General features: G+C 71.9%; 12 protein-coding genes. 8 read left to right on the top strand and 4 right to left on the bottom strand.

The features are described 5' to 3' along the window. The first annotated feature begins 6 nt into the window (after nt 1-6). Together ACGFNH_RS22655 and ACGFNH_RS22650 are read left to right on the top strand one after the other, a co-directional pair. The gene (locus ACGFNH_RS22655; protein ID WP_393656443.1) at nt 7-1,623 is read left to right on the top strand and encodes a succinic semialdehyde dehydrogenase; all 1,617 of its coding nucleotides are present in this window, start codon (nt 7-9) and stop codon (nt 1,621-1,623) included. A 105-nt stretch (nt 1,624-1,728) separates the two neighbouring features. Next, nucleotides 1,729-3,513 (top strand): GMC oxidoreductase, encoded by a 1,785-nt coding sequence (locus ACGFNH_RS22650; protein ID WP_393656441.1) that lies wholly within the window; start codon nt 1,729-1,731, stop codon nt 3,511-3,513. Between the two features lie 118 nt (nt 3,514-3,631). On the opposite strand, the gene ACGFNH_RS22645 is transcribed toward ACGFNH_RS22650, so the two are convergent. Next, on the bottom strand, nt 3,632-4,618 hold the full coding sequence (locus tag ACGFNH_RS22645; protein WP_393656439.1) for an LPXTG cell wall anchor domain-containing protein: 987 nt from the start codon (nt 4,616-4,618) through the stop codon (nt 3,632-3,634). A gap of 615 nt (nt 4,619-5,233) precedes the next feature. After that, nucleotides 5,234-5,542: a chorismate mutase gene (locus tag ACGFNH_RS22640; RefSeq protein ID WP_393656438.1), complete on the bottom strand. Its 309-nt coding sequence runs from the start codon at nt 5,540-5,542 to the stop codon at nt 5,234-5,236. 354 nt (nt 5,543-5,896) lie between these two features. On the opposite strand from ACGFNH_RS22640, the gene guaA reads away from it, so the two are divergent. From guaA to ACGFNH_RS22610, 6 genes are all read left to right on the top strand, one after another. Beyond that, nucleotides 5,897-7,498 carry a glutamine-hydrolyzing GMP synthase gene (gene guaA / locus ACGFNH_RS22635; protein WP_393656436.1) on the top strand — a complete coding sequence of 534 codons (1,602 nt, stop codon included), beginning with the start codon at nt 5,897-5,899 and terminating at the stop codon, nt 7,496-7,498. Between the two features lie 103 nt (nt 7,499-7,601). Next, nucleotides 7,602-8,198: a Uma2 family endonuclease gene (locus ACGFNH_RS22630; RefSeq protein WP_393656434.1), complete on the top strand. Its 597-nt coding sequence runs from the start codon at nt 7,602-7,604 to the stop codon at nt 8,196-8,198. Between the two features lie 153 nt (nt 8,199-8,351). Further along, nucleotides 8,352-9,149 (top strand): class II aldolase/adducin family protein, encoded by a 798-nt coding sequence (locus tag ACGFNH_RS22625; RefSeq protein ID WP_393656432.1) that lies wholly within the window; start codon nt 8,352-8,354, stop codon nt 9,147-9,149. Between the two features lie 77 nt (nt 9,150-9,226). After that, nucleotides 9,227-10,471 carry a hypothetical protein gene (locus tag ACGFNH_RS22620; RefSeq protein WP_393656430.1) on the top strand — a complete coding sequence of 415 codons (1,245 nt, stop codon included), beginning with the start codon at nt 9,227-9,229 and terminating at the stop codon, nt 10,469-10,471. 230 nt (nt 10,472-10,701) lie between these two features. Beyond that, complete coding sequence (locus ACGFNH_RS22615) at nt 10,702-11,241, top strand: DoxX family protein (protein WP_393656428.1); 540 nt, start codon at nt 10,702-10,704, stop codon at nt 11,239-11,241. A gap of 252 nt (nt 11,242-11,493) precedes the next feature. Next, nucleotides 11,494-11,838, top strand: coding sequence for a hypothetical protein (locus ACGFNH_RS22610; RefSeq protein WP_393656426.1), 345 nt, complete (start codon nt 11,494-11,496; stop codon nt 11,836-11,838). Between the two features lie 465 nt (nt 11,839-12,303). Here the strand turns inward: ACGFNH_RS22610 and ACGFNH_RS22605 are convergent, their stop codons facing one another. Both ACGFNH_RS22605 and ACGFNH_RS22600 read right to left on the bottom strand, forming a co-directional pair. Then, the gene (locus ACGFNH_RS22605; protein ID WP_393656424.1) at nt 12,304-12,621 is read right to left on the bottom strand and encodes a hypothetical protein; all 318 of its coding nucleotides are present in this window, start codon (nt 12,619-12,621) and stop codon (nt 12,304-12,306) included. Further along, nucleotides 12,608-13,951, bottom strand: a complete 1,344-nt coding sequence (locus tag ACGFNH_RS22600; RefSeq protein ID WP_393656422.1) for a PspC domain-containing protein — start codon at nt 13,949-13,951, stop codon at nt 12,608-12,610. The genes ACGFNH_RS22605 and ACGFNH_RS22600 overlap by 14 nt, the downstream gene beginning before the upstream one ends. Nucleotides 13,952-14,006 lie beyond the last annotated feature (55 nt).

Here is a 14,006-nt window from a genome sequence, read left to right as displayed (position 1 = left end):
TGCCGCATGACGGACACGCAGGACACCGCAGCGCACGCCACGGGCAACCCGGTCTTCACCGCCCCCGCGGGTACCCGTAAAGCCGCCGACGTGGTCACGCCCGAGCTGGTCGCACGGCTCACGCGCGGCGTCGTCGGTTCCGGCAGTACCGCCAACCACACCCCCTTCACCGGGGAGAAGCTGGCCGACCTGCCCGAATCCACGCCCGAGGACGTGGCCACCGCCTTCGCGCAGGCCCGCGAGGCCCAGAAGAGCTGGGCCGCCACGCCCGCCCGGCAGCGCGCCGCCGTCCTGCTCCGCTTCCACGACCTGGTGCTGGCCCGTCAGTCCGAGGTCCTCGACCTCATCCAGCTGGAGACCGGCAAGGCACGGCTGCACGCCCACGAGGAGGTGCAGGCGGTCGCCAGCGCCTCCCGCCACTACGGGCGCAAGGCCCCCGCCTACCTGCGGCCCAAGCGCCACACCGGCGCCGTGCCCGTCCTCACCAAGGCGACCGAACTCCGTCAGCCGCGCGGCGTCGTCGGCCAGATCGCACCCTGGAACTACCCGTTCGAGCTGTCCGTCGGCGATGCGCTGCCCGCCTTCGCCGCCGGCAACGCGGTCGTCATGAAGCCCGACACCGAGACCTGCCTCACCGCCCTGTGGGCGCGCGATCTGATGATCGAGGCCGGGCTCCCGGCCGGCGTGTGGCAGGTCGTCCTCGGCGAGGGGCCGGTCGTCGGCCCCGCCGTCGTCCAGCACGCCGACTACGTCTCCTTCACCGGCTCGACCCGTACGGGCCGCGAGGTCGCCCAGGGCGCGGCCGCCCGGCTGGTGGGCTGCTCCCTCGAACTCGGCGGAAAGAACGCCATGCTGGTCCTGCACGACGCCGACATCGAGAAGGCGGCGGCGGGCGCGATCAGGGGCTGCTTCTCCTCCGCCGGCCAGCTCTGCATCTCCATCGAGCGGCTCTACGTCCACGAGTCGGTCGCCGACGCCTTCGTCGAGCGCTTCGCGGCCCGCACCCGGGCGCTGCGCCTCGGCTCGGCCCTCGCCTACGGCGCCGACATGGGTTCGCTCGTCTCCGACCGCCAACTCGAAACCGTCACCCGGCATGTCGAGGAGGCCGTCGAGAAGGGCGCCAAGATCGTCGCGGGCGGCCGCCACCGCCCCGACATCGGCCCGCTCTTCTACGAGCCGACCATCCTCGACGGCGTCGAGGCGCCCATGGCCGTCTGCGCGGAGGAGACCTTCGGACCGCTGGTCTCGATCTACCGCTTCACCGACGAGGACGACGCCGTCGCGCTCGCCAACGCCACCCCGTACGGCCTCAACGCCAGCGTCTGGACCAAGGACGGGCGCCGCGGCCGGGCCGTGGCGGCGCGGCTGCGCACCGGCACCGTCAACGTCAACGAGTTGTACGCCGCCGCGTACGGCAGTGTGCAGGCCCCCATGGGCGGCATGGGCGACTCCGGCCTCGGCCGCCGCCACGGCTCCGAGGGCATCCTCAAGTACACGGAGGCCCAGACCGTCGCCCACCAGCGGGTGCTGCCGCTCGCCCCGTCGTTCGGCATGGACGACGCCCAGTACGCGCAGTTCATGAGCCGGGCCCTGAAGGCCATGAAGGTGTTCGGGCTCCGCTGACCCCGGGCCGCCGGACACCGCCGGCCGCCTCGCCCCCGCCGAACCGAGATCCACCGCGCTGCCGCCCCCACACGGCGCCGACCACCACGCTCTACGGAGGTACCAGTGTCACGGGACGAAACTCCCTACGACTACGACGTGATCGTCGTCGGGTCCGGGTTCGGCGGGTCGGTCTCCGCCCTGCGCCTGACCGAGAAGGGCTACAAGGTCGGAGTCCTCGAAGCGGGACGGAAGTGGACCAGGGACACGCTGCCCAAGAACTCCTGGGACGTGAAGAACTTCCTCTGGGCGCCGCCGCTCGGCCTCTACGGCATCCAGCGCATCCACCTGCTGAGCAACGTCATGATCCTGGCGGGCGCCGGGGTGGGCGGCGGCTCGCTCAACTACGCCAACACCCTCTACGTACCGCCCAAGGCGTTCTTCGAGGACCAGCAGTGGGGGCACATCACCGACTGGCACGACGAGTTGAAGCCGTACTACGACCAGGCCCAGCGCATGCTGGGTGTGCGGCTCAACCCCACCGTCACCCCCTCCGACGTCCACCTCAAGGCGACGGCCGAGCGCATGGGGGTCGGCGACACCTTCCATCTGGCCCCCGTCGGCGTGTTCTTCGGTGACGGCAAGGACGGCGACGGCACGGCGAAGGTGAAGCCGGGCGACGAGGTCGCCGACCCGTTCTTCGGCGGCGCGGGCCCCTCGCGGCGCGCCTGCACCGAGTGCGGCGAGTGCATGACCGGCTGCCGCCACGGCGCGAAGAACACCCTCAACGAGAACTACCTCCACCTCGCCCAGAAGGCCGGGGCGGTCGTCCACCCGATGACGACCGTGACCGCGATAGCCGAGGACGGCTCGGGCGGCTATCTGGTGTCGACCGCGCCGACCGACAAGAAGCGCTCGGCGAAGCCGAAGACGATCCGCGCCGGGAAGGTCGTCATCGCCGCCGGCACCTACGGCACACAGACCCTGCTGCACACCATGCGCGACAAGGGGCTGCTGCCCCGTATCTCGGAGAAGCTCGGGCACCTGACCCGGACCAACTCCGAGGCCCTGGTGGGCGCGATGACCGACAGCCGCCGCTACCGCAAGAGGCACGGCGGCGGGGAGCGGGTCGACTTCACGCGCGGTGTCGCGATCACCTCCTCGATCCACCCCGACGACAACACCCATATCGAGCCGGTCCGTTACGGCAAGGGCTCGAACGCGATGGGCGCGATGTCCGTCCTCCAGATCCCGTACGGCAGCCGGCGGGTGCTGGCCTGGATGGCGAACTGCGCGCGCCACCCGTGGCTGACCGTGCGCATGCTCTCCAACCGGCGCTGGTCGGAGCGCACGATCATCGGCCTGGTCATGCAGACCCTGGACAACTCGCTGACCACGTACCGGAAGGAGAAGGGGATCGGGAAGGGGCTGCTCACCGCACGCCAGGGCCACGGCGCGCCCAACCCCAACCAGATCCCCGAGGCCACCCGCGCGGCGAGCATCCTGGCCGACGAGATCAACGGCTACCCGGGCAGCAACATCGGTGAGTTGATGGGCACGCCGCTCACCGCCCACTTCCTCGGCGGCTGCCCGATCGGCGAGGACGCGGACCACGGCGTCATCGACCCGTACCACCGGCTTTACGGGCACCCGGGCATCTCCGTCGTCGACGGCTCGGCGGTCTCCGCGAATCTCGGCGTCAACCCGTCGCTGACGATCACGGCGCAGGCCGAGCGCGCGATGTCGCTGTGGCCCAACAAGGGCGAGGCGGACGCGCGTCCGGAGCAGGGCACGGCGTACGCGCGGCTGGCGGCGGTTCAGCCGAAGGAGCCCGCGGTGCCCGAGGACGCGTTCGGCGCGCTGCGGCTGCCCGTCCTGCCCGTGCCGGTGGTCCCGAAGAAGACCTCCTGACCCGACGCCGAACGGGGCCGTGCCCCTTTCGCCGCGGAGAGACACGGGCCCAGGCAGAAAGAAGAAAGGGGCCGCACCCCCCTCCGGTGCGGCCCCTTTCCCGTGCGGGATGCCTCGCTTACGCGGCGGCCTCGCCGCCCGCGGCCTTGCGGCGGCGGACGAGGATGAACGCGCCTGCGCCCACGACCATGGCCGTCCCGCCGAGCGCGGCGACGGTGGGCAGGGCGGACGACGAACCGGTCTCGGCCAGCGCACCCTCGATCTTCTCGACGTCGCCGGTCGGCTTCACGTCGACGGGGTTCTTCCCGCCCTGCGGCTCGGCGTGGCCCACGTCACCGGGCTCGGCGGTGCCGGCGGCCAGCACCTCGAACTCGTACCAGTTCTCGTCGAGGTAGCAGTCCTCCTCGTCGGTGTAGACGCCGAAGGCGATGCCGACGGCCGAACCGGCCGGGGCCTTGGCGCCGATGCTCAGCCGCAGCTTCAGGGAGAGCTTCTCGCCGGCGGCGACGTCCAGCCAGCCGCCGATCGAACCGCCGTCGGAGAGGTCGCTGGACCACTTCTCCCCGTCGAAGTACTGGAGCCCGGCGAACTTCGACATGGTGTCGGAGTCGCCGTCGCTGTCCAGGTCGTTCTTGTAGACGACCGAGGCGCCGATGACGACGCTCTCCAGGTCCTCGCCCTCGCTGTTGTCCAGGTTGAGCGTGAACTCCTTCCAGCCCGAACCGGCGACGACCTTGTTCGGGAAGCCGCTGAGGCTCGATGTGAAGTCGGCCGCCCTGCACTCGTCCTCCGGCTCGTCCGTCTCGGACGAGGACGGTGACGGTTCGGAGGAGGCGGAGGCGGAGCCCGACGGCTCGGGAGCGGAGGGGCCGGTCGCCGGCGAGGACTCGTTGTCCGACGGCTCGGTCGCCGGGTCGCTCTCGCTCTCCGACGGGTCGCCGGCCGGGGTGCTCTCGCTCTCCGCGGGGTCGGGCGTCGACGTGTCGCCCGCGGTCGGGGACGCGGAAGTGTCGTCGGTCGCATACGCGGCGGGTGCGGCGAGCAGTGCGGCGGGGACGATGACAGCCGTCGCGGCAGCGGTCGCCAAGGCGCGGCGGATCTTCATGAGACCTCTTCAGGGTCCAAGGTGCTGCGGGACGCAGCACAGCATCTGGAGGCCGTCGCGGTGGGGGTGCGCGGTATGGCCGTGCGGTTGCAGATACGAGACCCGTCGGATGTGCGAAAGGTTGTGCGACGGATAAGGAGATTTCGGCGTGACCTGTGTCACTGATGTGACGGAAGTGAGGGAATGCCGGAGAGCCGGAGAAGGGGAGGCGGGGAGGCGGGGATGGGGAGCCGCGGAAGCGGAGAGCCGCAGAACCGGAGAGCCGCGGAAGCGGAGAGCCGTGGAAGAGGAGACGGCCGGCCCCGGCGTCCCGGGAACCGGCCGTCTTCATTGGCCGTGACCGGGCTGCTGTCCCCTGCTGACCGGTCACGCACTGGAGCGCGGTCCCACGACGCGCACTGCGTCACGCGCTCCAGTGGTTCCGCCCTGTTGCTGTGGGGCGCCCGATCGAACATGAGCGGAGCCACGCGTGGAATGCTGTGACCGCCCCTGGCTGGCGCGGACACCGGGACCAACGAAGGGAGTTGGCGCCGGTCACGCGCCGTACGGGTGACGGCCCGTGTCCCTACGGCCTTGGTGGCGTACGGACAGGGGGCCGCGGGCACCGTCCTCCCGCTACGCCCGCCCCCGGCACAGGTCCAGCAGCGTCATCGCCAGCGCCGTCCCCGGCCTGCCGAGCTGGTCCCTGTAGTGGCCGAGGATCTCCATCTCGCGCGAGAGGCTGACCCGGCGGCCGCCGGAGGCGGTTCGTGTCCTCTGGATGACCGCCGAGACGGCCATCCGTTCCTGGATGAGGCCGATGATCCTGCCGTCCAGATCGTCGATCCGGGCGCGGGCGTCGGTGATCTCGGCCGCCGCCTCGTCGGTACGGGCACCGGTGTCGGTGGCGTTGCCGGTGGCGCGGGCGGCGGTGGGGATGCTCATGTCCGTGTCTCCTTGCGTTTCGGGCGGCTGCCCCGGGGCGACGGTCACAGGCCCGGACACGACAGGCGCCCCGGGCCTTGTCGGCCCGGGGCGCCTGGGAAGTCGCTTGTCAGTGGCTCAAGCAGCACGACCATGGCAGCCGGACGGGCCGGGTGCCATAGGTAAAGACGAAGGTCATGTGCCGAGACATGCGGATCAGTATGGCGTGACCGGTCGTCGCGGACCAAGCCGGGCCCGGATGATGAGACGGGCGGAGCCTTACGAGGCCCTGGGGGGACGAGGCGGGAGAGCGGCCCCGGACCCCCGTTAGAATCGAGGGCACACACCCCGTATCACCGCCGGAAGGCCGCCGAAGTGCCATCAGCGACCCCGCCCGCCCCCGACGCCGACCAGACCCCGGACTCCGTCCTGGTCGTCGACTTCGGCGCGCAGTACGCACAGCTCATCGCCCGTCGCGTCCGCGAGGCCCGGGTCTACAGCGAGATCGTGCCGCACACCATGCCGGTACCGGAGATCCTCGCCAGGAAGCCGAAGGCGATCATCCTCTCCGGCGGTCCCGCGTCGGTCTACGCCGAGGGCGCCCCGCACCTGGGCCCGGAGATCTTCGAGGCCGGGATCCCCGTCTTCGGTATCTGCTACGGCTTCCAGGCCATGGCGCTCGCCCTCGGCGGCACCGTCGACAACACCGGCGGGCGCGAGTACGGCCGCACGCCGCTGTCCGTCTCCCGCCAGGGCTCGACCCTCTTCGAGGGCACCCCGGGCGAGCAGCCGGTGTGGATGTCGCACGGCGACGCCTGCTCGGCCGCGCCCGAGGGCTTCACGGTCACCGCGACCACCGACGGTGCCCCCGTCGCCGCCTTCGAGGACGACCGGCGCCGGCTCTACGGCGTCCAGTACCACCCCGAGGTCATGCACTCCACGCACGGCCAGCAGCTTCTTGAGCACTTCCTCTACCGCGGGGCCGGTCTGCAGCCGGACTGGACGACGCAGAGCGTGGTCGAGGAGTCGGTCGCCGCGATCCGCGCCCAGGTCGGCTCGAAGCGGGCGATCTGCGGGCTGTCCGGCGGCGTGGACTCGGCGGTCGCCGCGGCCCTCGTCCAGAAGGCCGTCGGGGACCAGCTCACCTGCGTGTACGTCGACCACGGCCTGATGCGCCAGGGCGAATCCGAGCAGGTCGAGAAGGACTTCGTGGCCGCGACGGGCGTCCAGCTCAAGGTCGTCGACGCCGAGGCCCGCTTCCTCGACGCGCTTCGGGGCGTCTCCGACCCCGAGCAGAAGCGGAAGATCATCGGCCGGGAGTTCATCCGGGTCTTCGAGCAGGCCGCGAGCGAGATCGTCGCCGAGGCGGGTGCGCACGGCGAGCAGGTCGAGTTCCTCGTCCAGGGCACGCTCTATCCGGATGTCGTCGAGTCCGGCGGCGGCACCGGCACCGCGAACATCAAGTCGCACCACAACGTCGGCGGGCTCCCCGAGGACCTGCAGTTCGGGCTCGTCGAGCCGCTCCGCCGGCTCTTCAAGGACGAGGTCCGGATGGTCGGCCAGGAGCTGGGCCTGCCGGAGGAGATCGTCCAGCGCCAGCCGTTCCCCGGCCCCGGCCTGGGCATCCGCATCGTCGGCGAGGTCACCAAGGAGCGCCTGGACCTGCTGCGCGAGGCCGACGCCATCGCCCGCGAGGAGCTGACCGCGGCGGGTCTGGACCGCGAGATCTGGCAGTGCCCGGTGGTGCTGCTGGCGGACGTCCGCTCGGTCGGCGTCCAGGGCGACGGCCGCACGTACGGCCACCCGATCGTGCTGCGCCCGGTCTCGTCCGAGGACGCGATGACGGCCGACTGGTCGCGCCTTCCGTACGACGTGCTGGCCAGGATTTCGACGCGCATCACCAACGAGGTGGACGGGGTCAACCGCGTCGTCCTCGACGTGACGAGCAAGCCCCCGGGCACCATCGAGTGGGAGTGACCTCCCGCTGCGGGACAACACCGACGCCGTCGCTCATTCTTTCGAGTGGCGGCGTCGCTGTTTGTCCTGGGTAGCCTGAGCCTACGGACCAGACTTCACGTCCATGGGAGCACTCATGACCGCTGCGCCCGCGCACCGCTGGCCGGTGCCGCCGCGAGACGGCTACACCGTGGATGACCTGTTCACCCTGCCCGATCTCCCGCCGCACACCGAACTGATCGACGGGAGCCTGGTCTTCGTGAGTCCGCAGCGCTATTTCCACAGCGTGGTGATCGACCTTCTGGTGAGCGGGCTGCGCCGCACTGCACCGCCCGAGACGAAGGTCGTGCGGGAGATGACCGTGGTGATCGACAAGCGCAATGGCCCCGAACCGGACGTCTCCGTCGTCCGCGCCGAGGCCCTGCAGCGCCGCGATCAGACGTACTTCCCTGCCGCGGACGTGGTGCTGGCCGTCGAGGTGGTCTCGCCCGACTCCGAGGCGCGCGACCACGACACCAAGCCCCACAAGTACGCGGGCGCGGGGATCCCGCACTTCTGGCGCGTCGACATGGCAGGGACCGACGAGCGGCCTGTGGTCCACACCTTCGCACTCGACCCGCAGGCGCGGGTCTACCGCTCCACGGGTGTCCACGCCGAGCGGCTCAAGGTCACCGATCCGTTCGAGATCGACATCGACCTCACCGAGATCGACCGCATGTGAGCCCGCCCCCGGGGCGTGTGAATGCGTGTGAACGCATCGGGGGCGGAGGTCGGCGGATCGTGCCGGTTCCGTGAGGGTGAGGCATCGCTCTGTTCTCCTCGAGTACGCGGCGGTAGCTTCCGCTCCGGAACCACGGAGTCATGAGGAGAGCCGATGCCCGAGCCCGGTCGGACACCCCAGCCCATCCCCACCGAGCAGCTGCACCTCGCGATGCCGCCGACCTTCGGGACGCTCGCCGAGGAACGGCAGTACCGCAAGGAACGGCTCGCGGGCGCGCTCCGGATCTTCGGCAGCTTCGGCTACGAGGAGGGCGTCGCCGGTCATGTCACTGTCCGCGACCCGGAGTTCGCGGATCACTTCTGGGTCAACCCCTTCGGCATGTCCTTCGACCACGTCACCGTCGGGGATCTGGTCCTCGCGAACCAGGACGGACAGGTGGTCGAGGGACGCCACCACGTCAACCAGGCGGCGTTCGCCATTCACTCGTCCGTGCACCAGGCCCGCCCGGACGTCGTGGCTGTCGCGCACGCCCACTCGATCCATGGGCGCGCGCTGGCCGCACTCGGCGCGCTGCTGGAGCCGATCACGCAGGACGTGTGCGCCTTCTACGAGGATCACGCGCTCTTCGACGACTACACCGGTGTCATCGTGGACGCCGCCGAGGCGCGGAGGATCGCCGCCGCGCTCGGTCCGCACAAGGCCGTCATCCTGCGCAATCACGGTCTCCTCACGGTCGGGGACTCCGTCGACGCGGCGGCGTGGTGGTTCATTACCATGGAGCGGTCCTGTCAGGTCCAGTTGACGGCGAAGGCGGCCGGGAAGCCGGTTCTCATCGATCACGACAACGCCCTGCAGACCCGCGAGCAGCTCGGAAACGATCTCGTGGCCTGGATCAACTACCAGGTTCTGTGGCAGCGGATCACGCACGGCGGCGTGGATCCCCTGCCCTGACAGCCCGGACGAATGCGGCACAATTCCCTCTCATCACACGGGCATTGCGGCGCGTGCAGCGAGAGAGGTGTTGTCCCATGGCCGTGGACTCGGCGAGAGACGGTGAGCCGGGCGGCGGTTCAGGCGCCATCGGCGCGACGGACGCCCCCGGCGGCAGCCGTGACCGCGGCGACCGCGACCCCGCGGAACGGTCCGCCACGACGCAGACCGCCGCGACACGGTCCGCCACGGGGAAGGACCCCAGGGGAAGCGGATGGCGCGGAAGCGACTGCACCTGCGGCTCGTGCCCGGACTGCGCCCGCGAAGGCCACCGTCGTGCCGTGGCCGCGTTCGTGGCCAAGCGGGAGGAGCTCGCCGCGGGCAGTGGTGTCCCAGGAGCGCTCGCCCACTCCACCGGCGCCTCCCGTCAGTGGGTGTCGGACGAGTTGACCCGGTCCGCCCGTACGGCCGCCGATCTGGGCCGCGCGGAGGGCCGCGCCTGGCTCCGGCACGGGCGCGGGGCGCTGGCCGGGCCGCTGGTCGGCGAGGACAACCGGCTGTCCACCTCGCGTACGGTCGCAGCCCTGTGGACGCTGGTCGCCGTCGTCTCCGTGCTTGTCGTCGCCGTGGCCCTCGCCGTGACCGACGACCGGGCGCGGCTCCTCGACGGGCTGCGCATCGGCCGCAGCCCCGGTCTCCTGGCCGTCGTGGCGCTGGCGTTCCTGGTGGCGGTGGCCGCGCGGATCGTCGTGACCCTGCGGGTGCGCACCCAGCGGCTCCAGAAGGTGGCCGCGTCCCGGCCGCGCGCCGCCGATGTGCTGACGGACGACGCGGGGCGCGGCAGTCTCACGGACGTGCAGTACGCGGCGGTGGCCGCCGGGGTGGCGGTGTTCGCGGTCGTCGCACTCGTACGGGATCCGCAGCGGCTGCCGGATCTGCCCTGGGGGCTCGCCGCCTTGGCCGGTGTCTCCGCCATGGCCTATCTCGCGGCGAAGCTGACCGACGGCGGGCGGCCCCTCGTGCTGTCGGTCGTACGGGCCCGGGAGGCGGGCGACCTCGACGGCCCCATCAGGGCCGGGGACGACATCGAGATCCGCGGCAGCGGGTTCGTGCCGCCGGGCGCGGACACCGCCGAGTCCCTCGCCCGAATGGTCGTACGCATCGGGACCGTTCATGTGCATGTGCCGCTCGTGCCGGTCGCGGGCGGCTTCGGCAATCCGACGGATCTGACGCTCATCGTGCCTGTACCGGCGGAGGTCGAGCCGGGCCGGGTGGAGGTCCAGGTGGTCACGGCGACCGGCGCGGAATCCAACCGCTGCCGGATCGACGTCGCGGACGGCTGAAGGAACGGCCCGCAGGGCCCGTTCCGCGGCCCGCCCGGAGCGTGTTCACGATCCGGGCGACGATGCCGTGCCACCGCCGTATCAGCAGGCCCGGTTCATGAGGATTGGGCCCGGTTGCCGCCGATGGCCGCTGGTTGAACCCTCACCGAATCTCGTGCGTACCTCTCGCCGACACCACCCGTGTGCCGGAGAATCGGAGCCGCGGGGGCCGGCGATGAAGGGCGGACGGCATGGCTCATGGAGCACGCGTTGACCGGAGTCGTACGGGCGGGCTGGGCGAGCCCGTTCCGACATGGAGGGATTCCGCTTCCCGCTATGCCCTGCTCCCGTTGCGCATCTTTCTCGGTGTCACCTTCATCTACGCCGGGGTGGACAAGCTGACCGACTCGGCCTTCCTCGCCAACAGCGGCAACGGCTCGGTCGGCGACCTGATGCGGTCCGTACGGGACGGGGCGGCCATCCCCGCCATGGTCGACCTGGCCCTGAAGAGCCCGACGAACTTCGGCTACGCGATCGCCATCGGGGAGATCGCGGTCGGCGTCGGCACGCTCATCGGCCTCCTCGCCCGGCTCGCGGCCTTCGGCGGTGTGCTGATCTCGCTGAGCCTGTGGCTCACCGTGAGCTGGCAGACCCACCCGTACTACTACGGCAACGACCTCATCTACATGATGGCGTGGGTCCCGCTGATCTTCGCCGGTGCGCCGATGCTCTCCCTCGATTCCAGACTGGGCTCGCGCCGTACGCGCTACGGCACTCAGCTCTACGGATAGCAGCCGGCTCCAGGGACGACCGGCCGCGACGGTCGCAGCAGCCGTCCTCCGCGCGGCTGTCGCCGAACCGGCCTCCGCCGGGGTGCCGCAACCCGCCTCCGCGCGGCTGTCGCTGAGACCTCGCGCGGGGTGCCGCCGAGTCTTCGCGCGGGGTGCCTCCGAGACCTCGCGCGGCTGCCGCCGCACCCGCCTCCGCGTGGCCGCGGCCGCCCGCGCGGGAACCACCGCGGCGCGGTTCGCATCCCCGAGGGCATGGAGCGACCCTCGGAATCCGCCGGCGCCGCCGGGTGCCTCGTCGCCGCCGCCGGGGCCGCGGCCGGGTTCTTCACCTGGCTGCGCATCGCCCGCCCCGGCCTCTCCGGCGCCTTCGAGGGCGAGCGGGACTGGAGCCTGCTCCATGTCGAGCTGCCGGCCCTGGTGTTCGGCTTTCCGGCCGCGGCCCTCGCCGCCTGGGGCCTGGTGCACCTCGCGCTGCGCGGCCGGGCGCCGCGGAGCGTGCGCGCGCTCGCCGGGGTCCTCGTCGTGCTGGTCACTCTCGCGCTGCTGTGGTGGATCTGCGTCCCCTGGCTGGACACGAAGAGCGACACCCCCCTCTAGCACCGCCACCGGGGCAGCCCGTCCAGCCCCGCCGCCGGGATGCTTCCCTCACGCCCGCGACCGACGGCCCCCCCACCGACGGGTGTCCGACCCACCTCTGCAACATCGAGAAGCCGGACGATGTCTCTCGCGGCAGGGGGTTGCCCTCTCCGGACGGTCCGGCGCCGTCAAGCGTCACCGACGATCCGCGGCCCCGGGACGCAGGGCAGTGCCCCGTCCGGTGGCAGCGCAACGAGGCGAGGGCTTCCGGGAGATCGTGGGCTTCGACATCCGGAACACCCCGAACGGACCGGGCGCGTACCCGCAGTTCGGCGGACAGGTCCGCGCCGTGTGCCTGGACACGGACTGGGGGACTCCGACCAGTGGTACGTCCGCCACTACGGCGTCCGTCGGCCGCCCCGGCTGTGCGGGCCCGGCAATGAAGAACAACTCCGTTTCGCCGGGGGCGCGTTCACCCCGTCCGCCTCACTCCGCGGGACCGTTCCGGGGCGCTCCCGCACCGCTTCCGCGCCCCGCCCCATCGCCTCCGCGCCCGTCCCAGTCCTCGCCCCAGCCCCTGTCCCGGTTCCGGTCCCCGCCCCTGCGCCGTTCCGAGCCGCGCCGGATCGCCGACCGTACGACGCCCGTAGCGCCCGCGAGCGACAGCCCGCCGACCACCACGGGGATCAGCACCCAGGCCGGGACGGACCAGGCGCCCGTCGCGTCCAGCGCGAAGATCAGGCCGCCGGCCAGCAGGGCGAGTCCCGCTACCAGCTTGCCCGGTTCGAACTCATGGCGTCCCACGGCTCACCACCACCTGTCCCGCGCCCGTCTCCACCTTGAGGTCGAGCGTGCCGCGCGCCTTCCGTCCCTCCGCGGGCCGGACCGTCCTGTGCTCGTCGATACCCGGGGTGACGTCGACGTCCTCCCGCCGTTCGCCCGGAAGCCGCAGATCCCCGAGCCCGATCTCGACGTCCAGTTTCACCGTGGCGTCCTCCGGCACGACGATCCTGAGCTGGCCGGCGCCCACGCTCGCGCGCGTCGAGACGGTCTGCTTCCCGCCGAGCTTCACCTCCGACAGGTCCAGCGTGCCGACGCCCGTGCCCAGTTCGTACGCGGGCCGTACGGCGGAGGCCGTGGCGGGCTTCCACTCCGTACGAGCCCAGTCCGCCGTCACGCTCTTCGGCAGGGCCGCCGCGCAGGCGAGCAGCCCGGCGGTCAGCACCGCCAGGACGATCGTCCCGCCGCCCGCACGCCCGTAGAACGCGCCGACCACCAGGCCCAGTCCGAAGACGGCCAGTGCGCAGGCGAGTCCGATCTGCAGGCTGGTCCCCAGCGGTTCGGCGCCCCAGGAGGCGCCGATGCCGGTCGCGCACGCCGCAACCGCCAACAGGAACACCCAGCCGCCGATCCATGGACTGCGGCGCCGGGCGGGTCGGTGAACCGTTCCCCAGGCGGGGCGGGCGGCGGGCTCCTTGGTGTCCCACGACCGCCCGTCGTCCGGGCCCCACAGGTATCCGGTGCCCGTCGTGCCGGTCGTACCGTCCTTGGTGAGCGGGTCGCGCCACCAGGAGGGCGCGCCCGGCGTCGGCGGTGCCTGGGTCTCCGGGGGCGCACCCTTCTGACCGGTGACGGGAGTTGCCGCACCGGCGCCGCCCGCGCCGGTGGGGTCCGCGGGCCCCGCACCCGCCACCGTGTCCGCCGTGCCGGACTGCTGGCGCCGCTGCGACCAGCGGGCGCACCCGGCGAGAATGCCGAGCACCACCACCGAGAAGAACAGGCGGGTCGGGTGGCCGAGCGTCGCCAGCAGCAGACCGCAGCCCACCAGCGCGCACAGCACGGCGGCCAGCGCCTCGCCCTCCACGCGCCCGTAGAGCAGCCGTCTGGCCTCGTTCTCGTCCTCGCCCTCGCGCGGGATCAACAGCCAGGCGACGGCGTAGGCGATGAATCCGACGCCGCTCGCGAGCGCCAGCACGGCCAGCACGACACGGAAGATGACCGGATCGATGTCGTACGTCCGGCCGAGCCCACCGCACACCCCGGCGATCACCTTGCTGTCGCGGCTGCGCCGCGGCGGCGGCGCGTGGTTGGGGTCCGCGCCCGTCCGGTTCGTGGTGGTGTGGTGGTCGGTCATGACTCCATGGTGACGGCCCCGTGACCCTGAGGGCATCGGGCTCGACCCTGGTACG

This window comes from Streptomyces sp. NPDC048639, assembly GCF_043199075.1.
GTDB lineage: Bacteria > Actinomycetota > Actinomycetes > Streptomycetales > Streptomycetaceae > Streptomyces.
The sequence above is the reverse complement of the archived record's forward strand: the minus strand, read 5'-3'. Positions and strand labels throughout refer to the sequence as shown.